The organism is Leisingera sp. S132 (assembly GCF_025144465.1).
Taxonomy (GTDB): domain Bacteria; phylum Pseudomonadota; class Alphaproteobacteria; order Rhodobacterales; family Rhodobacteraceae; genus Leisingera.
Genome location: NZ_CP083553.1, coordinates 2,272,673 through 2,292,338, shown reverse-complemented (window position 1 = coordinate 2,292,338; position 19,666 = coordinate 2,272,673). Strand labels below are relative to the sequence as shown.

General features: G+C 64.4%; 20 protein-coding genes. 14 read left to right on the top strand and 6 right to left on the bottom strand.

What is annotated here, in order from left to right; translation table 11 throughout:
- Positions 1-100 precede the first annotated feature (100 nt).
- Positions 101-982, top strand: coding sequence for a LysR family transcriptional regulator (locus K3725_RS11335; RefSeq protein ID WP_260018601.1), 882 nt, complete (start codon positions 101-103; stop codon positions 980-982).
- Between the two features lie 178 nt (positions 983-1,160).
- Here K3725_RS11335 and K3725_RS11330 read toward each other — a convergent pair whose 3' ends face one another.
- Positions 1,161-2,126 (bottom strand): NADPH:quinone oxidoreductase family protein, encoded by a 966-nt coding sequence (locus tag K3725_RS11330; protein WP_260015445.1) that lies wholly within the window; start codon positions 2,124-2,126, stop codon positions 1,161-1,163.
- 350 nt (positions 2,127-2,476) lie between these two features.
- Here K3725_RS11330 and K3725_RS11325 point away from each other — a divergent pair, with 350 nt between their 5' ends.
- The 4 genes from K3725_RS11325 (at position 2,477) to K3725_RS11310 (ending at position 5,655) form a co-directional block, all read left to right on the top strand.
- Positions 2,477-2,848, top strand: a complete 372-nt coding sequence (locus K3725_RS11325) for a helix-turn-helix domain-containing protein (protein WP_019295723.1) — start codon at positions 2,477-2,479, stop codon at positions 2,846-2,848.
- A gap of 115 nt (positions 2,849-2,963) precedes the next feature.
- Positions 2,964-3,755, top strand: a complete 792-nt coding sequence (gene hisN / locus K3725_RS11320) for a histidinol-phosphatase (protein ID WP_260015444.1) — start codon at positions 2,964-2,966, stop codon at positions 3,753-3,755.
- A gap of 117 nt (positions 3,756-3,872) precedes the next feature.
- Entirely contained in the window at positions 3,873-5,210 is a 1,338-nt protein-coding gene (locus tag K3725_RS11315) for an 8-oxoguanine deaminase (protein WP_260015443.1), read from the top strand.
- Between the two features lie 4 nt (positions 5,211-5,214).
- The gene (locus K3725_RS11310) at positions 5,215-5,655 is read left to right on the top strand and encodes a CAP domain-containing protein (RefSeq protein ID WP_260015442.1); all 441 of its coding nucleotides are present in this window, start codon (positions 5,215-5,217) and stop codon (positions 5,653-5,655) included.
- 10 nt (positions 5,656-5,665) lie between these two features.
- Here K3725_RS11310 and guaD read toward each other — a convergent pair whose 3' ends face one another.
- On the bottom strand, positions 5,666-6,961 hold the full coding sequence (gene guaD / locus K3725_RS11305) for a guanine deaminase (protein ID WP_260015441.1): 1,296 nt from the start codon (positions 6,959-6,961) through the stop codon (positions 5,666-5,668).
- 143 nt (positions 6,962-7,104) lie between these two features.
- Between guaD and mgtE the strand changes: the two genes are divergently transcribed.
- The 5 genes from mgtE (at position 7,105) to K3725_RS11280 (ending at position 12,221) form a co-directional block, all read left to right on the top strand.
- Positions 7,105-8,493 carry a magnesium transporter gene (gene mgtE / locus K3725_RS11300; protein ID WP_260015440.1) on the top strand — a complete coding sequence of 463 codons (1,389 nt, stop codon included), beginning with the start codon at positions 7,105-7,107 and terminating at the stop codon, positions 8,491-8,493.
- Between the two features lie 9 nt (positions 8,494-8,502).
- Positions 8,503-9,066 (top strand): 5-formyltetrahydrofolate cyclo-ligase, encoded by a 564-nt coding sequence (locus K3725_RS11295; RefSeq protein ID WP_260015439.1) that lies wholly within the window; start codon positions 8,503-8,505, stop codon positions 9,064-9,066.
- Positions 9,067-9,180: 114 nt separating this feature from the next.
- A complete protein-coding gene (locus K3725_RS11290; protein WP_260015438.1) occupies positions 9,181-9,993 on the top strand; it encodes a TIGR00282 family metallophosphoesterase in 813 nt (270 codons plus the stop codon).
- Positions 9,994-10,200: 207 nt separating this feature from the next.
- Positions 10,201-11,979 carry an SLC13 family permease gene (locus tag K3725_RS11285; RefSeq protein WP_260015437.1) on the top strand — a complete coding sequence of 593 codons (1,779 nt, stop codon included), beginning with the start codon at positions 10,201-10,203 and terminating at the stop codon, positions 11,977-11,979.
- A gap of 116 nt (positions 11,980-12,095) precedes the next feature.
- On the top strand, positions 12,096-12,221 hold the full coding sequence (locus K3725_RS11280) for a hypothetical protein (RefSeq protein WP_260015436.1): 126 nt from the start codon (positions 12,096-12,098) through the stop codon (positions 12,219-12,221).
- A gap of 20 nt (positions 12,222-12,241) precedes the next feature.
- Here K3725_RS11280 and K3725_RS11275 read toward each other — a convergent pair whose 3' ends face one another.
- Entirely contained in the window at positions 12,242-14,017 is a 1,776-nt protein-coding gene (locus K3725_RS11275) for an SLC13 family permease (RefSeq protein WP_260015435.1), read from the bottom strand.
- 122 nt (positions 14,018-14,139) lie between these two features.
- Between K3725_RS11275 and K3725_RS11270 the strand changes: the two genes are divergently transcribed.
- Together K3725_RS11270 and K3725_RS11265 are read left to right on the top strand one after the other, a co-directional pair.
- The gene (locus K3725_RS11270; RefSeq protein ID WP_260015434.1) at positions 14,140-14,880 is read left to right on the top strand and encodes a YebC/PmpR family DNA-binding transcriptional regulator; all 741 of its coding nucleotides are present in this window, start codon (positions 14,140-14,142) and stop codon (positions 14,878-14,880) included.
- An 87-nt stretch (positions 14,881-14,967) separates the two neighbouring features.
- A complete protein-coding gene (locus K3725_RS11265) occupies positions 14,968-15,444 on the top strand; it encodes a GNAT family N-acetyltransferase (protein ID WP_260015433.1) in 477 nt (158 codons plus the stop codon).
- A 24-nt stretch (positions 15,445-15,468) separates the two neighbouring features.
- Here the strand turns inward: K3725_RS11265 and K3725_RS11260 are convergent, their stop codons facing one another.
- From K3725_RS11260 to K3725_RS11250, 3 genes are read right to left on the bottom strand one after another with little or no spacing between them, the layout of a single operon-like run.
- Positions 15,469-16,317: a hypothetical protein gene (locus tag K3725_RS11260; protein WP_260015432.1), complete on the bottom strand. Its 849-nt coding sequence runs from the start codon at positions 16,315-16,317 to the stop codon at positions 15,469-15,471.
- Between the two features lie 13 nt (positions 16,318-16,330).
- On the bottom strand, positions 16,331-17,023 hold the full coding sequence (locus K3725_RS11255) for a nitroreductase family protein (RefSeq protein ID WP_260015431.1): 693 nt from the start codon (positions 17,021-17,023) through the stop codon (positions 16,331-16,333).
- A 16-nt stretch (positions 17,024-17,039) separates the two neighbouring features.
- Positions 17,040-17,924, bottom strand: coding sequence for a LysR family transcriptional regulator ArgP (locus K3725_RS11250; protein WP_260015430.1), 885 nt, complete (start codon positions 17,922-17,924; stop codon positions 17,040-17,042).
- An 89-nt stretch (positions 17,925-18,013) separates the two neighbouring features.
- Here K3725_RS11250 and K3725_RS11245 point away from each other — a divergent pair, with 89 nt between their 5' ends.
- Positions 18,014-18,616, top strand: coding sequence for a LysE/ArgO family amino acid transporter (locus K3725_RS11245; protein ID WP_260015429.1), 603 nt, complete (start codon positions 18,014-18,016; stop codon positions 18,614-18,616).
- 84 nt (positions 18,617-18,700) lie between these two features.
- On the top strand, positions 18,701-19,645 hold the full coding sequence (locus K3725_RS11240; RefSeq protein ID WP_260015428.1) for a pirin family protein: 945 nt from the start codon (positions 18,701-18,703) through the stop codon (positions 19,643-19,645).
- Positions 19,646-19,666 lie beyond the last annotated feature (21 nt).

Below are 19,666 nucleotides of genomic sequence, written 5' to 3'. Positions count from 1 at the left end.
TGATGCATCCCTTCTGGGTGATCAATTGTGTTGATGAATATGGCCCTCTGTGGCATATTTTGAAAACGAATGTTTTTGATCCAATGAATCAGGTTCTGTGATGGTAAGAAATCTCGATATCACCACGCTCCGCTCGTTTGTGGCGGTGGCGGAATACGGCGGGGTGACCCGCGCCGCCGGTTTTCTGCATCTGACCCAGTCGGCGGTCTCGATGCAGATGAAGCGGCTGGAGGAGCTCTTGGGGCTGGAACTGCTGGACCGGTCCGGCCGCACCATTGCGCTGACGGCCGAGGGCGAGCAGATGCTGGGCTATGCCCGCAAGATGGTGGCGCTGAACGATGAGGTGATGAGTCGGCTGACCGACCAGGCCTTTGAGGGCGAAGTGCTCCTGGGGGTGCCGCATGATGTGGTGCACCCGGTTATCCCGCAGGTGCTGAAGCGGTTCAGCCTCAGCTATCCGCGGGTCAACGTGAACCTCTGCACCTCCAATACACGGGATCTCAAGACCGAGTTCGCGCGCGGTGCCTTTGACCTGATCCTGACCACCGAGACCGGCGCGGGCGAGGGCGGTGAAACCATTCACAGCATGCCGCTGCGCTGGGTCGGGGCGCCGGACGGATCGGTCTGGCGGCAGCGGCCCCTGCGGCTGGGATTCTGCCGCAACTGCAGTTTCCGCCCGGTGGCGACCGCGGCGCTGGATGAGGCCGGTATCGAATGGGAAATGGCGCTGGACAGCGACTCGGACCGCACGGTCGAGGCAACCGTCAGCGCCGACCTGGCCGTCGGCGTGCTGCTGGAGGGCACCCAGCCGTCCTATCAGGAACTGATCGGGCCGGGTTGCAGTCTGCCGGAGCTGCCGATGCAGCATATCAACCTGTATGGGGCTGGGCGTGTGCATGCGCCCTATGTCGAGGAACTGGCAGCGTTCATCCGGCAGGGTTTCCAGGGGCTTTGGTCGACACCTCTGCGCGCCGCCAGCTGACCCGCAGGCCGGGCGGGCCTCCCGCGCCCGCAGGCTGCCCTGGCTTTGCCAGAGCATCCTTGGCGGCCTTGGGCCAGGCTCAGCGCCGCAGGCGCTGAGCCTGGCCCAACCGCTGCGGTGCATTTCACAGAAATGCTCTGTCTGCGGGCAGGAGCCCCTGCCGCGGCCGCTGGAACCGTCAGCGGCCGACCATGGTGATCACCACCTTGCCAGTGGACTTGCGGCTGCGCAGCAGCTCCAGGCCTTTGCCCGCCTGCTCCAGCGGCAGGGTGTGGCTGATGTGCGGCTTGATGCGGCCCTCGCCGTGCCAGGCAAACAGCGTTTCAAAAGACTGCCGCACCGCTTCGGGGCGGAATTTCATGTAGCCGCCCAGATAGAAACCGATCACCGTCAGGTTCTTCACCAACAGGTGGTTGGCCGGGATCTGCGGCACTTCGCCGCCTGCGAATCCGACCGGCAGCAGCCGCGCGCCGGGATTGGCAGAGCGGAAGGCCGCATTCCACACGTCGCCGCCAATGGCATCATAGACCACATCGGCCCCGCCAAGCGCCTTGACCGCGCTGCGCAGGTCCTCGCCGGCATCAATCAGGTGATCGGCGCCTGCGGCAGCGGCGACATCCAGCTTGTCCCGGCCGCGGGCCTGGGCGATCACCGTTGCGCCCATCAGCTTGCCGATTTCCACCGCGGTCAGCCCGACGCCCCCCGCGGCGCCGGTCACCAGAAGGGTCTCCCCCGGCTGCAGGCGGGCGCAGTGATCCAGCGCCATATGGCTGGTGCCATAGGCGATCTGCATCGCCGCGGCATGTTCAAAACTCATCGCATCGGGGATCCGGATCAGCCGGGCAATATCAAAGACGCCAGCCTCCGCCAGCCCGCCGGAACCGCCAAACACTGCCACCCTGTCGCCGATGGCAAAGCCTTCGGTGCGGGGGTCAAGCGCTGTCACCACTCCGGCGGCCTCCAAACCCAGGGTGAAGGGCGGCTCAGGCGTGTCCTGATAGGTGCCCTTCATCATCAGCAGATCGGCAAAGTTCAGGCCGCAGGCGTGAAGGGCAACAGCCGCTTCACCCGGACCGGGGGCCGGGCATTGCGTTTCCGCCAGGATTGGCGGTGTGCCAAAAGCCGAAACTTGGAAAGCCTGCATGTGTTCTCCTCACCTTTTGCGGGAATCGCCATGATTCGCCGGGGCACACTGCCGGGGCGCACCTGGGGCCTGCACCTCGCTATTTCTGGGGAGGTACGCGATCCGCAGCCAATTGGCAATAAAACGTTTGGAAAAATGCTGCATGAAATCATGCGCTTGAGACAATAGTCCCCGTCATGCGCGACGGCAGTCTTGCAATCAACCGCAAGGGTTGTACACTTTTGCTCAGAGGTTGAAGACTGATCGCGCTGATGGGGAAACGTGTTTCCGGCAGGCATCCAAAGCTGCCAGAAAGGTTTGATTGGTAGAGCGGTCCGGGTTTTGGCCATAATGACAGTTAGGAGAAACGCATGGCTCATCCCGTAGACGTGCATGTGGGAAAGCGCATCCGCCACCGCCGGTGGCTGATTGGCATGACGCAGCAGCAGCTTGCCGAACAGGTCGGCATCAAGTTCCAGCAGATTCAGAAATATGAAACCGGTGCCAACCGGGTCAGCGCCTCCCGTTTGTGGGATATCTCCGATGCGCTGGAAGTTCCGGTGAGCTTCTTCTTCGAAGGCTTGCAGGAAGAGGGCAAGGCCCCGGCGGAGAAGGCCTCCGTGCCAGAGGACCTGATGGGTGACAAGGAAGCCCTTGATCTGGTGCGGTCCTACTACTCGATTCCTGAAAATCAGCGCCGCCGCCTGTTTGAACTGGCCCGCGTGCTGAGCGACGTCGCCTGACGACGGGACAGGGCCGGGATCCGGATCCCGGCCTGTCAGGGAATTGCAGCGCAAAACCGGTGAGTGGCGGGGTTTGCGCTTGCAATGAAAACGCCTGAGTGGCACCCGTTGGGGTATGACAAAGGCATCACTCACGGACCTCGACGTAGCGAACAGGATGGCAGACGCGGCACGCGCTGCCATCCTGCCGCATTTCAGAACCCCCTCCCTCAATGCCGAGAATAAGCTCGACGGCGGGTTTGATCCGGTGACCGTGGCTGACCGTGCCGCCGAACAGGCAATGCGGGCGGTGCTGGCAGAGTTGCGCCCCGAGGACGGCATACTGGGCGAGGAATTCGGTGCCGCAGCCGGCAGTTCCGGCCGCACCTGGGTATTGGACCCGATCGACGGCACCCGCGGCTTCATCAGCGGCACACCGACCTGGGGGGTGCTGATTGCACTGGCAGATGACACCGGCCCGTTCCTTGGCGTGATCGACCAGCCCTACACCGGCGAGCGGTTCTGCGGCGGGGCGGAGATTGCTTCGATGACCGGTCCGATGGGGGCGATGCCCTTGAAGACCCGCGGCACCGCGGTCCTGTCGGACGCAATCCTGTTCACCACCTTCCCGGAAGTTGGAACCGCGGCAGAGCGTGCCGGCTTCGAACGCGTCGCAAAGCAGGCCAAGCTTACGCGGTACGGTATGGATTGCTATGCCTATGCGCTGGTGGCAGCCGGCCAGGCGGATCTGGTAATCGAGGCGGGCCTCAATGCCTATGACATCCAGGCGCCGATTGCAGTGATCCAGGCGGCCGGCGGCATCGTGACTGACTGGGACGGCAAGCCGGCCCACAACGGCGGCCGTGCCCTGGCTGCGGCCAATGCGGACCTCCATGCGGCAGCGCTGGACCTGCTGCGACAGACCTGAACGGGTTGAAAAGGGCTGCCCCGGCCTGTACTTTCCCTGCAGGCCGGTTCTTCGCCCGTTTTCCATCGGCCGATCACACATTCCCATGAAGCGGGCTGTCTATTGGAGTGTGTGGATATGACAGAGATCCTGATTCAAAACGCTGATACCGTCCTGACGATGGATGATGAACGCCGTGTGCTGCACGGCGCTGACGTGCTGATCCGGGGCGGCGTGATTGCTGCTGTGGGGCAGGGGCTGCAAACCAGCGGCGGCGTCGTCTCCGGCCGCGGCTGCGTGGTCACCCCCGGGCTGGTGAACACCCACCACCACCTGTACCAGAACCTGACCCGCGCGGTGCCGGGCGGACAGGACGCGCTGCTGTTCGGCTGGCTTCAGACCTTGTACCCGATCTGGTCGCGCTTTGGCCCGGACGAAATGTTCATCTCCGCTCAGCTGGGCCTTGCCGAACTGGCGCTGTCGGGCTGCACCCTCAGTTCCGACCACCTGTACCTCTACCCCAACGGCGCGCGGCTGGAGGACACCATTCACGCGGCCCGCGATATCGGGGTGCGGTTCCATCCGACCCGAGGCGCCATGAGCATCGGCGAAAGCGACGGCGGCCTGCCGCCCGACAGCCTTGTTGAGGATGAACGTGCCATTCTGGACGACATGATCCGGGTGGTGGACGCTTTTCACGACCCTGAAGAAGGCGCCATGTGCCGGGTCGGCCTGGCGCCGTGCTCGCCGTTCTCCGTCAGCCGTGAGCTGATGCGCGATGCCGCACTGCTGGCCCGTGATAAGGGCGTGATGCTGCACACGCACTTGGCCGAGAACGATGAGGATATCGCCTATTCCGAGGCCAATTTCGGCTGCCGCCCCGGCCAGTACGCAGAGGAGCTGGGCTGGACCGGCGATGACGTCTGGCACGCGCATTGCGTCAAGCTTGACGCGCAAGAGATTGATCTCTTTGCCAGAACCCGCACCGGGGTTGCCCATTGCCCGTGTTCGAACTGCCGCCTTGGCAGCGGTATTGCACCGGTGCGTGCGATGCGGGATGCGGGCGTGCCGGTGGGGCTGGGCGTTGACGGTTCTGCCAGCAACGACATGGCCAGCCTCAGCTCTGAGGCGCGCCAGGCCATGATGCTGCAGCGGGTGGCAAACGGGGCTGACGCGATGAGTGCTTATGAAGCGCTGGAAATCGCCACCCGCGGTGGCGCCGATGTGCTGGGCCGCCCCGATTGCGGGCGGCTGGAGCCGGGCAAGCGCGCTGACATCGCTATCTGGGACACCAAGGGCGTGGCCTCCAGCGGCAGCTGGGACGCGGCTGCCCTTCTGCTGGCCGGCCCGGCCCAGGTCAAGCACCTGTTTGTCGAAGGCAGGCAGATCATCCGCAGCGGCGAGCTGACGACCTTGGACCTGCCGCGGCTGATCGAACGCCACGGCAAGCTGGCGCACAAGCTGATGGAAGGATGACACAATGAAGAAACGGCCGCTTGCCGCAGCCATCCTCTTCCTTTGGGCAGCCCAGGCGCAGGCCCAGGATGTGGACCATGCTGCTGCGCTGGCCGGCGTCAACGGGCTGCGTGCAGGCTCCGGCCTGCCGCCGCTGGCCTATTCCGCCGCGCTGGAACAGGCCGCGCTGGCCCATGCCGGGGACATGGCGCGCAAAGGGTTCTTTTCTCACACCGGCAGCAGCGGCAGCACGCTTGGCACCCGCCTGACGCGCGCTGGCTACGGCTGGTGCGCGGCAGCCGAGAACATTGCCAAGGGCCAGCCAGGGCTGACTGAAGCGATGGCCAGCTGGCAGGCTTCCCGAGGTCACCGCAAAAACATGCTCAGCCGCGAGGTGACCGAATTCGCAATTGCCCGCGGCGCGGGCAATATCTGGGTGATGGTGCTGGCGCGCCCGGGCTGCTGAAGCCGCGCAGCTATCTGCCTGTAACCGGCTTGCCGCCGATCCAGACCTCGGCAATGGCCCGGTCATCACCCATCATGATGGTCGGGAACACCGCTTCCCACACATCTTCGGCCTGCCCGGACCGCTGGGCGATAGCCGGGGTGGAGGCCAGGTCCAGCACCACCAGATCCGCTTCCATGCCTGAAGCGATGTTGCCGATCCTGCCTTCCATCCGCAGCGCCGTGGCCGAGCCTTGGGTCGCCAGCCACAACAGCTGCGCCGCGTGCAGCGGGGTGCCACGCAACTGGCCGATCTCATAGGCCGCTGCCATCGTGCGCAGCATCGAGAAACTCGATCCGCCGCCGGTGTCGGAGGCAAGGCCGATCCGCTGGCCTTCGGCCATCAGCCCGGCCATATCAAAAAGGCCGGAGCCGATGAAGGTGTTCGATGTCGGGCAATGGATCAGCGCCGCGCCGTAGTCCCGCAGCCGGTGCCGCTCGCGCTCCTCCAGGTGGATGGCGTGGCCGTAAAGCCCCTTGGCGCCTAAAAGGCCGAACTCTTCATAGGTGTCCAGGTAATCGCGGGCCTGCGGGAACAGCGATTTCACCCACTCGATTTCATCCGTCTGCTCGCTCAGATGCGTCTGCATCAGGCATTCCGGGTGCTTGGCCCACAGCGCGCCCATTGCCTCCAGCTGTTCCGGGGTTGAGGTGGGGGAGAACCGCGGAGTGATCGCATATTCCAGCCGGTCCACCCCGTGCCAGCGCGCAATCAGCGCCTCGCTGTCGTCATAGGCTGACTGCGCAGTGTCGCGCAGCCCGTCGGGCGCGTTGCGGTCCATGCAGGTCTTGCCGGCCACAACCCGCTGCCCGCGGGCCTGCGCAGCGGTGAAAAACGCATCCACGCTTTCCGGGTGGATTGTGCAATAGCTGCAAACCGTTGTGGTGCCATGGGCCGCAGTCAGGTCCAGGTAGCGGCTTGCGATTTCATCGGCATAGCCGCGGTCGCCGAACCTCATTTCCTCCGGGAAGGTATAGCTGTTCAGCCAATCAATCAGCCGTTTGCCCCAGCTGGCGATGATCGCGGTCTGCGGGTAATGCACATGGGCATCGACGAACCCGGCCAGGATCAGCTTGCCGGTATAATCCACGAGCGCTGCCTCCGGCAGCAGCGCCTGCATCTCTGTCAGCGTGCCGGTGTCCTCAATCTTCCCGTCCTTCACTGCCACGGCTTCCTGCAGCAAGGCTGCGTCCTCTGGGCGCTCCCCGGCAAAGGGAGACGCGGAAAAGGCAAGAATCTGCCCCTTCAGGATGAAACCGGTGCCCATGCGCTGAACCCTTTCCTTGCAAAATGGCTCCACGCAGGATACCCGCCGGAATGGCGCGGGTAAATTGCGGCATTGCCATTGTTTTCCGGTGGCAGCCTCTTCTACTTTGCAGGCAAAGACCAAGAATTTGCGGGGGGCATCAGATGAGCAGCGGCGACAACATCACCGGCGATCAGTCTCAGGAAGATGCCTATGACCTCGACCGCAAGCTGGTCGCGCAGGTTCTGGAGGCGGTGGAGCAGGGCGATCAGCAAACCCTGACAGAGCTGCTGGAAGACCTGCACGCGGCTGACATCGCCGACCTTCTGGAACAAATCGATTCCGATGACCGGACCAGCCTGATCCGGCTTTATGACCGGGAGTTCGACGGCGAAATCCTGTCGGAACTGGACGAGAGCATCCGCGAAGAGGTGATCTCGATCCTGAATCCGCTGGTTCTGGCGGATGCGGTGCGGGAACTGGACAGCGATGACGTCGTCGACCTGCTGGAAGACCTGGAGGTGCCGCAGCAGGAGGCCATCCTCGACGCGCTGGAGGACGCTGACCGGGTCGCGGTCGAACAGTCGCTCAGCTACCCGGAGAACTCCGCCGGCCGCCTGATGCAGCGCGAGGTGGTGATGGCACCCGAGCACTGGAATGTCGGGCAGGCCATTGATTTCATGCGCAACTCCGACGATCTGCCGGACCAGTTCTACCATGTGGTGCTGGTCGACCCGCGTCTGCATCCGATTGGCAATGTCACCTTGGGCCGGATCATGGCGGCCAAGCGCCATGTGCCGCTGACCAGCCTGGTCGAGGACACCTTTCAGGTCATTCCCGCCGATCAGGACGAGGAAGACGTGGCCTATGCCTTCAACCAGTACCACCTGATTTCGGCCCCGGTGGTCGATGACGAGGGGCGGCTGGTCGGCGTGATCACCATCGACGATGCGATGATCGTGCTGGACGAGGAGCACGAGGAAGACATTCTCCGCCTCGCTGGTGTTGGCGAGGAAAGCTCGCTCGCCGACCGGGTGATCGAGACCACCAGGCGCCGCTTCCCCTGGCTGGCGGTGAACCTGGTGACGGCGGTGCTGGCTTCGCTGGTGATTGCCCAGTTCGAGGCCGCGATTGCCCAGATCGTGGCGCTGGCCGTGCTGATGCCGATTGTTGCCTCCATGGGCGGCAATGCGGGCACCCAGTCGCTGACGGTTGCCGTGCGCGCCATCGCCACCCGCGACCTCACCGGCTCCAACGTCTGGCGGGTGATCCGCCGCGAAGTGCTGGTGGGGCTGGTCAACGGGGTGATCTTTGCCATCGTCATGGGACTGGTGGGCCTGGCCTGGTTCGGCTCGCCGATGCTGGGCGTGGTGATTGCCGTCGCTATGTTGGTCAATCTGGTCGTGGCGGGGCTGGCGGGAACGGTGATCCCGGTTCTATTGGAGAAAAGCGGAATTGACCCGGCGCTGGCCTCTGGCGCCTTTGTGACCACGGTGACCGACGTGGTGGGTTTTTTCGCCTTCCTGGGCCTCGCGGCCGTTCTACTGCTCTAGGAGACCGCCATGACGGATCTGACCGAAATCAAGACCGCCGCCCGCAAGTCCGCCTTTGCCCGCCGCAAAGAGGCGCACGCCCGCAATATTCCTGGCGCCGCAGGCCACCTGTCGGAAGTGCTGGCCGGCTACCGCGGCGTGCCGCTGTCAGGCTATATGCCGATCCGGACTGAGATCGACCCGCTGCCTGCGATGGCCGAGGCCGCGGCGCACGGCCCCGTTGGCGTGCCGGTGATCCTGGGCGCGGGCCAGCCCTTGAAATTCAGCCGCTGGCAGCCCGAAGGAGCGCTGCGCGAAGGTCCCTTTGGCGCCATGGTGCCTGAGGTGGATGACTTCTTTGAGCCGGAGATTCTGGTGGTGCCGCTGGTTGCCTTTGACAGGCAGGGCGGGCGGCTGGGCTATGGCGGCGGTTTCTACGACCGCACGCTGGAACTGCTGCGCGGCAAGCGGGGCACCCTGGCGATCGGCTTTGCCTTTGATGCGCAGGAGGCAGAGGATCTGCCGCTGGAACCCACCGACCAGCCGCTCGACATGATTGTCACTGAAAGCCGGATCCTGCAGTTCTCGCGCTGACGCCAGCCCGCGCCCCAAGATTTTTCGAAAAAATCTTGGCAAAACTTTTCAGAAAAGTTTTGCGCGTCCGCGGCGGGACTTGTCCTGCCGCGCGCCTGCGGGTACCACGCCCGAATGCGAATTCTGTTTCTTGGCGATGTGATGGGCCGCGCCGGGCGCCGTGCCATCACCGAAACCCTGCCGCGGCTGCGTGATGAGTGGCGGCTCGATTTTGTTGTGGTGAATGGCGAAAACGCCTCCAACGGCATGGGGCTGAGCGGCGAGCATGCCAAGCTGCTGCTGGATGCGGGCGTCGACTGCCTGACGCTGGGGGACCATGCCTTCGACCAGAAGGACATGCTGCAGTTCATCGAGAAAGAGCAGCGCATCATCCGGCCGCTGAACTTTGCCAAGGGCGCGCCTGGCCGCGGCTACCGGCTGTTCAATGCGCCGGGCGGGCGCAAGGTGCTGGTGGTGCAGGTGCTGGGGCAGGTGTTCATGAAACGCGCCTTCGACGATCCCTTCGGCGCGGTGGAGGCGGTTCTGAAGTCGCACCCGCGCGGCGGGCTGGCGCAGGCGGTCATCGTCGACATGCACTGCGAGGCAACCTCAGAGAAGATGGCGATGGGCCACTTTTGCAACGGCCGCGCCTCGCTGGTTGTGGGCACCCATACCCATGTGCCAACGGCAGATGCGCAGATCCTCTCTGAGGGAACCGGGTATCTGACCGATGCCGGCATGTGCGGCGACTACAACTCGGTCATCGGCATGGACAAGGCCGAACCGATGCGCCGCTTCCTGACCGGCATGCCCAAGGCGCGGTTCACCCCGGCAAATGGCGAGGCGACGCTGTCCGGCGTGTTTGTCGAGACCGACGACCGCACTGGCGCCGCCAGGCAGATTCGCATGGTTCGCAACGGCGGGCTTCTGCAGGACGCCGCCCCCTAAGCCGCGCTTTTGCCCTTGGCCTTGCCTGTAGCCGGGAGGATTTGCCGCTGAGGCGGCAGTTCGCCGTAAAAAATCCCGAATGCAGCCGGTTAAGGGGCTGCAATTGCGGAAATTCTTGCTCAGGCTTCCGGTTTCGGGGAAACTGCGCGATGGCGGTGCGCTTGCGGGCGCAGCCTGCCTTGAACAAAATGGGCAAAGTCACGGTATATGCAGTACTTCCAACTTGGGGACACCGGCAGCGCGTTTCTGGCGCTTACGATTGTCCTGGCGATGTTCGTGGCGTTCCTGCGGGAAACCTATCCGACCGAAGTTGTCGCGCTTACGGGCGTGGCGGCGATGCTGGCGACCGGCGTGCTGCCTTATGGCGAGGCGCTGCCGGTCCTGTCCAACCCGGCGCCCTGGACCATTGCCGCGATGTTCATCATCATGGGTGCCCTGGTGCGCACCGGGGCATTGGATGCCTTCACCCAGATCGCCAAGAAACAGGCGGAGGTAAACCCCAAGCTGGCTGTCGCCCTGCTGATGGCATTTGTCGTCACCGCCTCTGCCGTGGTCTCCAACACGCCGGTGGTGGTGGTGATGATCCCGGTGTTCATCCAGATTGCCCGTACCCTCAAGGTCTCCGCTTCCAAGATGCTGATCCCGCTCAGCTATGCGGCGATCCTGGGCGGCACGCTGACGCTGATCGGGACCTCGACCAACCTGTTGGTGGACGGCGTCGCCCGGGCGCAGGGGCTGAAGCCTTTCACGATTTTCGAGGTCACGCCGCTGGGCCTGTTCCTGGTCGTCTATGGCATGATTTACCTGCGCTTTATCGCGCCGCGCCTGCTGCCGGACCGCGACAGCATGGCAGAAATGCTAAGCGACAAATCGAAGATGAAGTTCTTCACCGAGGCGGTGATCCCGCCGGAAAGCAACCTCATAGGCCGTGAAGTCACCGGCGTGCAGCTGTTCAAGCGCCCCGGCGTGCGCCTCATCGACGTGATCCGCGGCGATGCCTCGCTGCGCCGCAACCTCAAGGGGGTGGAGCTGCAGGTCGGCGACCGGGTGGTGCTGCGGACCCGGATGACAGAGCTTCTGAGCTTGCAAACCAACAAGGAACTGAAGCGGGTCGATCAGGTGTCCGCCATCGAAACCCAGACCGTCGAAGTGCTGATCACCCCCGGCTGCCGCATGGTGGGCCGCAGCCTGGGCGCCCTGCGCCTGCGCCGCCGCTACGGCGTCTATACGCTGGCGGTGCACCGGCGGAACCAGAATATCGGCGTGCAGCTCGATGACCTGGTGGTGCGGATCGGCGATACGCTGCTGCTGGAGGGGGCGCCTGCCGATATCCAGCGCTTGGCGGCTGACATGGACCTGGCGGATGTCTCGCAGCCGACCCAGCGCGCCTACCGCCGCAGCCACGCTCCGATTGCGGTTGTTGCGCTCTTGGGAATCGTGCTGTTGGCTGCCTTCGGGGTTGCGCCGATCCTGATGCTGTCGCTGCTGATGGTGTCGCTGGTCTTTGTCACCCGCTGCATTGACGCGGATGAGGCGTTTTCCTTTGTTGACGGGCGGCTGCTGGCGCTGATCTTCTCGATGCTGGCCATCGGCGCGGCGCTGCAAAGCTCCGGCGCGGTGGCCCTGATCGTCAACGCCATCGCGCCAGCCCTGTCGATGCTGCCGCCGTTCCTGCTGGTCTGGGCCGTCTACCTCCTGACCTCGGTGCTGACGGAGCTGGTCTCCAACAACGCCGTTGCCGTGGTGGTGACGCCAATTGCCATCGGCCTCGCGCAGGCGATGGGGGTGGATCCGCGCCCCTTGGTGGTTGCGGTGATGGTGGCGGCCTCGGCGTCCTTTGCGACGCCGATCGGTTATCAGACCAACACGCTGGTCTATGGCCCCGGCGGCTACAAGTTCACGGATTTCTTGCGTGTCGGTATCCCGCTGAACCTGACCGTCGGCATGGTGGCTTCGCTGATTATTCCGTTTTTCTGGCCGCTCTGAGCCCGCGGAAAGCTGCAAAAGACGGCGAAATTCCGCTGTCTGTGACCCCGGTTACATGAAACTGTTAAACTATTGCCCATATGGAGAGGAGCAGTCTCTTCATAAGGGCCAAACCCATGAGTTTCAGAAAAGTGTTTTTGTTTGTCGTCCTCGCGGGCTCCACAGCAATTGCGCTGGTGTCGCAAGTCCAGACCAGCGGCGCCGCCCGCGCGGTGCCTCTTCAGCAGGAACAGTCGCAATAAGCAGGCGTGCGGCGGCGGCTTTACAGCGGCCAAAACACCAGAATGGCGGGAATTGACACCGCGATGACCAGCGCTTCCAGCGGAAGTCCCATCCGCCAGTAGTCGCCGAAATGGTAGCCGCCGGGTCCCAGCACCAGCGTGTTGTTCTTGTGCCCGATCGGGGTCAGGAACGCGGCTGAAGCCGCCACTGCCACCGCCATCAGGAACGGATCCGGGGAGACCCCCAAGGTTTCGGCCATCTGGATGCCGACAGGGGCCGCGACAATCGCCGTGGCGGTGTTGTTCAGCACATCCGACAGCGTCATCGTGACCACCATCAGCACCGTCAGCACTGCCCAGGCGGGCAGCCCTGCGGTCAGCCCCGTCAGCGCATTGGCGATCAGGGCCGTGCCGCCGGATGTGTCCAGCGCCGCCCCCAGCGGGATCATCGACCCCAAGAGCACCACCACCGGCCATTCCACGTGGTCATAAATCTCGGCCACCGGCAGGATCTTCAGCAGCACATAACCGATGGCCACCAGCCCCAGCGCCACCGGCAGGTACAACAGCCCGACAGAGGCCGCCAGCACCGCTGCGGCAAACAGGCCGATGGCGGCCCAGGTCTTGTCGTTTGCTGTCACCGCCAGCCCGCGTTCGGCCAACGGCAGGCAGCCCAGCCAGTCCGCCACATCGGCACTGCGCCCGCGCGGAGACAGCAGCAGCAGGATGTCACCGGCCTGAACCTCTGTCTGGCGGATGTGGCGGGTGATCCGCGTGCCCTGACGGGAAATCCCCAGCAGCACCGCGCTCTGGCGCCAGGCGAGGCCAATGGACTGCGCGGTCCGGCCCCGGATGCGGGCGGTTTCCCGCACCACCAGCTCTGTCAGTTCCAGCCCGTCGCCCGCCGCCGTCAGTTTCTCGGCCCGGGCGGCGTCGGCAAACTCCAGCTTCAGCGTGCTGCGGAACTCATCCAGCGCCTCCGGTTCGGCTTCGATCACCAGCGTGTCGCCCTCGCGCAGCGTAGCCGCAGCGGAGCGCCCATAACGGCGCTTGCCGTCCCGGATCAGGCCCAGGATGGCCACATCAGCTTTCTCAGCCTCTTCGTCCAGTTCCCCCAGCCGCCTGCCAATCAGCTCCGATCCGTTGCCCACTGTCAGTTCGGCAATATAGGGCGCCAGTTGCGCCTCTGATGCGCCGGCCGCGTTATCCCGCGCCGGGATCAGACGCCAGCCGATCAGCGCCACAAAGGCAAGCCCCGCCAGCGCAGCAATCCCGCCGACAGGGGCGAAATCGAACATCTTGAACGGCTCCCCCAGCGTCTCGCCGCGGATCGCGGCAATGATGATGTTGGGGGGCGTGCCGATCAGCGTGACCATGCCGCCCAGGATGGTGGCAAAGGACAGCGGCATCAGGCTGAGCCCCGGCGCACGGCCCGCCTTCCTCGCGGTCTGAATGTCGACCGGCATCAAAAGGGCCAGTGCCGCCACATTGTTCATGAAGGCCGACAGAACAGCGCCAACCCCGCCCATCAGCGCGATGTGGCCGCCCAGGCCCCGCGCGCTGTCCACCAGCGTCCGGGTTATCAGGAACACCGCGCCGGACCGCACCAGTCCGGCAGAGACGATCAGCACCAGAGCCACCACCAGCGTCGCCGGGTGCCCAAAGCCCGCAAAAGCATCGTTTGCGGGCACAACTCCCAGCACCACGCCCGCCATAAGCGCGGCAAAAGCCACCAGGTCGTACCGGAAACGCCCCCACAGCAGCAGGGCAAAGACAGCAGCAAATAGCGCAAACAAAACAGCTTGGTCATATGTCATGGCGCCAGCTTATCCCCGAAACCCCGCGGAACAAGGGCAAAGCGGGGCAGGGGCGCTTGAAAGCCGGCGCTTCCCAAGGCTATATGAGCGCCAATTCAAAGTTACAGCAGCAAGGATGCACCATGGCAGGCCATTCAAAATGGGCTAACATTCAGCACCGTAAGGGCCGTCAGGACGCGGCGCGGTCAAAACTGTTTTCCAAGCTGGCCAAGGAGATCACCGTGGCCGCCAAGATGGGCGACCCCGATCCCGACAAGAACCCGCGCCTGCGCCTGGCCGTAAAAGAGGCCAAAAGCCAATCCGTCCCCAAGGACGTGATCGAACGCGCGATCAAGAAGGCCATCGGCGGCGACGCCGAAAACTACGACGAAATCCGCTATGAGGGCTATGGCCCCAATGGCGTTGCGGTGATCGTCGAGGCGATGACCGACAACAAGAACCGCACCGCCTCCAACGTGCGCTCGACCTTCTCCAAGAACGGCGGCAATCTGGGTGAAACCGGCTCTGTCGGCTTCATGTTCGACCGCAAGGGCGAAGTGACTTACCCCGCCTCCGTGGGCGATGCCGACACCGTGATGATGGCAGCGATCGAAGCCGGCGCCGAGGATGTCGAAAGCTCCGAAGACGGCCACATCATCTATTGCGCTGATACCGACCTCAACGACGTTTCCAACGCGCTGGAGGCCGAGCTGGGCGAATCCGAGTCGACCAAACTGGTCTGGAAACCCAGCACCACCACCGAGCTGGACCTGGAAGGCATGCAGAAGCTGATGAAGCTGGTCGATGCACTGGAGGATGACGACGACGTGCAGCGTGTCACCACCAATTTTGAGGCCACCGACGAGGTCATGGCGCAGCTCTGAGCCGGCGCCTGATGCGATTTCGAAGGCCCGCCAGCCCGGCGGGCCTTTTTTGTTTTCAAGCGCAAAAAGAAGAACAAGGGCCGCCCTATGCAGATCAGAGAGTTCCGTCCCAAGGACGCCGCAGCGCTGGCGCAGATCTTTCATGCTGCGGTGCATGGCATCGGCGCCCGGGACTACAGCCCTGAACAGCTGCGCGCCTGGAGCCCGGAACCCGCCCCGGCAGAGGTCTGGGCCAGCCGTGCCGCGGATGGCCGCCGGGTCTTTGTCGCCGCGGATGGGCCGGAGGACCAGCCCCAGGCCTTTATTGAACTGGAGATGGACGGCCATATCAACTGTTTCTACTGCCACCCGCAGGCAGCCGGCACCGGCACAGGTGCCGCGCTTTATGAACGGCTGGAGGCCGAAGCCCGCAGCCTAGGCCTCAGGTCGCTTAATGTGGAGGCCAGCGAAGCCGCCCGGCGGTTCTTCCTGCGCCAGGGCTTTGCGGTTGAAACCCGGCGCGAAATCGAACGCCGCGGTGTTGCCTTGCATAACTACCGGATGATCAAGCTGCTTAGCGGCTGACTTTCCAGGCCGCAGTGCCAGTGATCAGCGCGTGCCCTCCCGGAGGAGCCCGCCGCGGTGCAGCTCATCTCTGCCCGGCAGCCACAACTCTGCGCTGGGCACCGTAAAAATCTGGTCTGCGAAGGCCGCACTCACCCCTTGCTGCAGCAAGAAGGCGCGGTCTTTCTCCTGTTCCTGCTGCAGGTTGATCTGCGGCAGGCCGCTCTGGAACTGCAGCGCGTAGCTGTGAAAGCCGAGCTGCCCGCCCGGTCCGAGGCTGCGTTCCGCGCCGGCCGCAAAAACCAGAGTGCAGGCGGACGCGCATAGCCCGTCTGTGCGGGTGCCCCAGCCGTTCTGCCGGATCAGCCGCGCGGCGCCGCGCGCCTCTGCAATCAGCCCGCCGGGGCCCTTCAGCGCAACCTGATCCACGCCGGGGTTTTCCTCGGCCAGCTGCCGCATCCGTTTGGTCAGGCCAAAGGTGATCTCACCGTCGAAGATCAGCGTGCGGCCATCCGCGGAAACCAACAGGCTGTAAAGCGCCTCACGCTCCAGCCGCCGCTGCTCGGCATAGGCTGGCTCCTCCACTGCCTGGGCAATCAGCAGCGCATCCCACCATTGGGTCAGTGCCGCAAAGCCCGAAAACAGCAGCAGCAGGTAGCCGCCCCAGACAGGCGCCATCGCGCCGGTGCTCTGCACATGGGCGTCCGCGCTGCGCAGAAAGGCCCGCGCCTGCCACAATAGGAACAGCCCGTCCGCAGCCATCAGAACAAAGGCCAGCGGCACCGGCAGCCGGATCCAATGGTTGAGCGCCTGCCACACCAGCAGCACAGCTGCCCGCGGCAGCACCACCTGCAGCGTCAGGCTGCGGGGCAGGGAGGCCAGGCTGACGCTCATCCGGTGCCAGGTTTCATTCAAACACCTGGCAGATCTGATCCAGCGGCTTCTTCATCTTGGCAACGGCAGGCACCATGGCATTGTCCGCCGGATGGCCCACGGCGATGATCATGGTGGGCTTTTCCGATGCCGAGCGGCCGAGGGCGCCGTTCAGGAACTTCATCGGGTTCGGTGTGTGGGTCAGTGTGCACAGACCCGCCGTATGCAGCGCCGTCAGCAGCACGCCGGTGGCGATGTTCACGCTTTCCGGAACGTAGTAGTTCTTGTACCGGGTGCCGTCCGCGAACTCGCCCCAGCGCTGGGCAAAGACGACGATCAGCCAGGGCGCGGTGGTCAGATGCGGCTTGTCTGCATTTGTGCCGATCGGCTCCAGCGCTTTGATCCATTCATCGCCTGCGCCGCCCGCATAAAACCGGCGCTCTTCCTCCTCGGCCTCTGCTCGGATCTGTGCTTTCAGTGCGGGGCTGGAGATTGCGGCAAAGAACCAGGGCTGGTGATTGGCGCCCGAGGGCGCGGTGCCTGCAGCGCGGATGCAATCCTCGATCACAGCGCGCGGCACCGGCTGCTCCGTAAAGTCCCGTACCGTGTGCCGCCGCTGCATATGCGCCAGAAAGGCACCTGCCTTTTCCTGCATCTCCGCGTCGGAAAACCCTGCTCTGTCGGGCAGGGGCAGCGGGTCATAGCTGAGGGCATCCTTGGCAAACATGAACGGTCTTTCCGGGTTAGCTTTGCATCAAATACTGTTTTGCCGATTTCTGCACGGCGCGGGTCACCTCGGCAAGGGCCGGCGCCATCACCCGCGCCACTTGCCACGTGAGCGGCACCGGCAGCGTTGTGTCCGGGATCAGCGGCACCAGGCGGCCCGAGCGGATGTCCGCCTCCACCATCGCCAAGGGATTCATGCCCCAGCCCAGTCCCGCAGCAGCCGCCTCAATGAACGCCTGGGTCGAGGGCAGGAAGTGCGCGGGCGGCGCCAGACCGGGGGCCACATTGCGCTCCAGCCACAGCCGTTGCAGATTGTCCTTGGCGTTGAAGATCAGGCAGGGGGCCTTTGCGGCGGCCTCTGGCGTCACCCCGCCGGGAAACCAGCGGTCCATAAAGGCCGGACTCGTCGTTGCCACGTAGTCAGGCGCGCCCAGCGGGTAGGCATCAAAGCCGGTCACGGGTTTGGAACTGGAGGTCACTGCCGCGGAAACCTCTCCGCGCCTCAGCCATTCTGCGCTGTAGTCCTGGTCATCGACCAGCAGGTCGAACAGCACGCCCTCCACGGCTGCCATCGCATCGATGAACCAGCTCGCCAGGCTGTCGGCGTTGACCGCAATTCGCAGCCGCACCGGGCCGTGATCTGCCTCCAGCGCCAGTTCCCGTGCCAGCTGCGCTTCCAGCAGGCCGATGTCCTCGGCGTGTTTGGCAATCCTGAGGCCAGCCGCAGTGCCCGTGCAGGGCGACCCGCGCAGCACCAGCGCGGTGCCGGTCCGGTCCTCCAGCGCCTTGATCCGCTGTGATATGGCTGAGGGCGTCACCCGCAGGGAATGCGCCGCCGCCTCAAACGAGCCAAGACGCAGCACCGCGCTCAATGCGGCCAGCTGGCTGGGATCCATCTTCATTAGCAACTCTAATCTAGCCTGAATCTCTTTAACTGGATTAATGGCTGGGCGAGCGTTAGTCAAACCCAAGCACAACGATGGAGACATACATGCCCCCCAGCCTGATTGCCGGATTTGCCCTGGGTCTCAGCCTGATCATGGCCATCGGCGCCCAGAACGCCTTTGTCCTTCGTCAGGGTTTGCGGCGCCAGCATGTGTTCTGGATCTGCCTCACCTGCGCTGGTTCGGACGCGCTGCTGATTACTGCCGGGGTCCTGGGCTTTGGCTCCCTCGCGGTGGCGCTGCCCTGGTTCGAACAGATGATGCGCTGGGGCGGCGCGGCCTTCCTGCTCTGGTACGGCGCCCGCGCCCTTCTCGCAGCCTGGCAGGGCGGCGAAACGCTGGAAGCCGCGCAGGAGGGGGCGGGCAAAGCGCTGCTGCCGGTGCTGGCCACCGTGCTGGCGCTCACCTGGCTGAACCCGCATGTCTATCTGGACACGGTGGTGCTCTTGGGGTCGATCTCCGCCCAGTATCCGGACCCGCTGATCTTTGCCGCCGGGGCCGCCATTGCCAGCTTCACCTTCTTCTTCACGCTGGGTTACGGCGCCAGCCTGCTGGCCCCGGTCTTTGCCCGCCCGCGCGCCTGGCAGGTGCTGGACGCCCTGGTCGGGCTCACCATGTGGGCGATTGCCGCCAAGCTTCTTCTGATGTGATGAACAGCCCCTGTGCACCGGCGTGCCTGACGCCGGTGCAGAAATGCCCTACCTTTGCCTCAGGACAGCAGACAGGAGGGAAGGATGAGCTGGAACCCGGCACTGGAACCGCAATGCCCCGATGCGGGCAGCCTTGATGCCATCGAGACGGTGATCATTCCGCGCGCCCGCGACATCGGCGGTTTTGAAGTCCGCCGCGCGCTGCCCGCACCGCGCCGCCAGATGGTCGGGCCGTTCATCTTCTTCGATCAGGCCGGACCTGCTGAGTTTCTGACCGGGCAGGGCATCGACGTGCGCCCGCATCCCCATATCGGCCTCGGCACGGTCACCTATCTCTATCAGGGCGAGTTCGAGCACCGCGACTCGCTGGGTACTCGCCAGATGATCTACCCGGGCGAGGTGAACTGGATGGTGGCCGGCCAGGGCGTCACTCACTCCGAGCGCACTTCTGCCGCCACCCGCCAGAACCCAAGCAGCCTGTTCGGCATCCAGACCTGGATCGCGCTGCCGGAAACCCACGAGGACGTGCCCGCCGCCTTTGAACACCACGGCAAGGAGGCGCTGCCGGTGCTGGAGGGCGAGGGCAAGACCGTACGCCTGATCCTTGGCAATGCCTGGGGTGAGAAAGCTCCCGCAACCCTTTATTCCGAAACCTTTTATGCCGATGTGGTGCTGCACCCGGGCGCCAAGCTGCCGCTGCCCACCGACCATGAGGACCGCGGGCTTTATGTTACGCAAGGCTCGGTGGAGATCGCGGGTGAAACTTTTGAATCCGGCCGCATGATGGTGTTCCGCCCCGGCGATGAGATCACCGTGACGGCGGGTGCTGAGGGCGCCCGGCTGATGGCGCTGGGGGGCGCGACGCTGAACGGGCCGCGCTACATCTGGTGGAACTTCGTCGCCTCTTCCCGCGAACGGATCGAAGCGGCCAAGGTTTCCTGGGCCGCGGGCGACTGGCAGCATGGCCGCTTTCAGCTGCCGCCCGGCGATGACCAGGAATTCATTCCGCTGCCCGAGGGCCGGAAATAATTCACATGTGAAGTCTTGCGC

Coding starts and splice junctions, on each gene's coding strand:
- K3725_RS11335 (WP_260018601.1), top strand. CDS start 101: ATGGTAAGAAATCTCGATATCACCACGCTCCGCTCGTTTGTGGCGGTG.
- K3725_RS11330 (WP_260015445.1), bottom strand. CDS start 2,126: ATGCAGGCTTTCCAAGTTTCGGCTTTTGGCACACCGCCAATCCTGGCG.
- K3725_RS11325 (WP_019295723.1), top strand. CDS start 2,477: ATGGCTCATCCCGTAGACGTGCATGTGGGAAAGCGCATCCGCCACCGC.
- hisN (WP_260015444.1), top strand. CDS start 2,964: ATGACAAAGGCATCACTCACGGACCTCGACGTAGCGAACAGGATGGCA.
- K3725_RS11315 (WP_260015443.1), top strand. CDS start 3,873: ATGACAGAGATCCTGATTCAAAACGCTGATACCGTCCTGACGATGGAT.
- K3725_RS11310 (WP_260015442.1), top strand. CDS start 5,215: ATGAAGAAACGGCCGCTTGCCGCAGCCATCCTCTTCCTTTGGGCAGCC.
- guaD (WP_260015441.1), bottom strand. CDS start 6,961: ATGGGCACCGGTTTCATCCTGAAGGGGCAGATTCTTGCCTTTTCCGCG.
- mgtE (WP_260015440.1), top strand. CDS start 7,105: ATGAGCAGCGGCGACAACATCACCGGCGATCAGTCTCAGGAAGATGCC.
- K3725_RS11295 (WP_260015439.1), top strand. CDS start 8,503: ATGACGGATCTGACCGAAATCAAGACCGCCGCCCGCAAGTCCGCCTTT.
- K3725_RS11290 (WP_260015438.1), top strand. CDS start 9,181: ATGCGAATTCTGTTTCTTGGCGATGTGATGGGCCGCGCCGGGCGCCGT.
- K3725_RS11285 (WP_260015437.1), top strand. CDS start 10,201: ATGCAGTACTTCCAACTTGGGGACACCGGCAGCGCGTTTCTGGCGCTT.
- K3725_RS11280 (WP_260015436.1), top strand. CDS start 12,096: ATGAGTTTCAGAAAAGTGTTTTTGTTTGTCGTCCTCGCGGGCTCCACA.
- K3725_RS11275 (WP_260015435.1), bottom strand. CDS start 14,017: ATGACATATGACCAAGCTGTTTTGTTTGCGCTATTTGCTGCTGTCTTT.
- K3725_RS11270 (WP_260015434.1), top strand. CDS start 14,140: ATGGCAGGCCATTCAAAATGGGCTAACATTCAGCACCGTAAGGGCCGT.
- K3725_RS11265 (WP_260015433.1), top strand. CDS start 14,968: ATGCAGATCAGAGAGTTCCGTCCCAAGGACGCCGCAGCGCTGGCGCAG.
- K3725_RS11260 (WP_260015432.1), bottom strand. CDS start 16,317: ATGAGCGTCAGCCTGGCCTCCCTGCCCCGCAGCCTGACGCTGCAGGTG.
- K3725_RS11255 (WP_260015431.1), bottom strand. CDS start 17,023: ATGTTTGCCAAGGATGCCCTCAGCTATGACCCGCTGCCCCTGCCCGAC.
- K3725_RS11250 (WP_260015430.1), bottom strand. CDS start 17,924: ATGAAGATGGATCCCAGCCAGCTGGCCGCATTGAGCGCGGTGCTGCGT.
- K3725_RS11245 (WP_260015429.1), top strand. CDS start 18,014: ATGCCCCCCAGCCTGATTGCCGGATTTGCCCTGGGTCTCAGCCTGATC.
- K3725_RS11240 (WP_260015428.1), top strand. CDS start 18,701: ATGAGCTGGAACCCGGCACTGGAACCGCAATGCCCCGATGCGGGCAGC.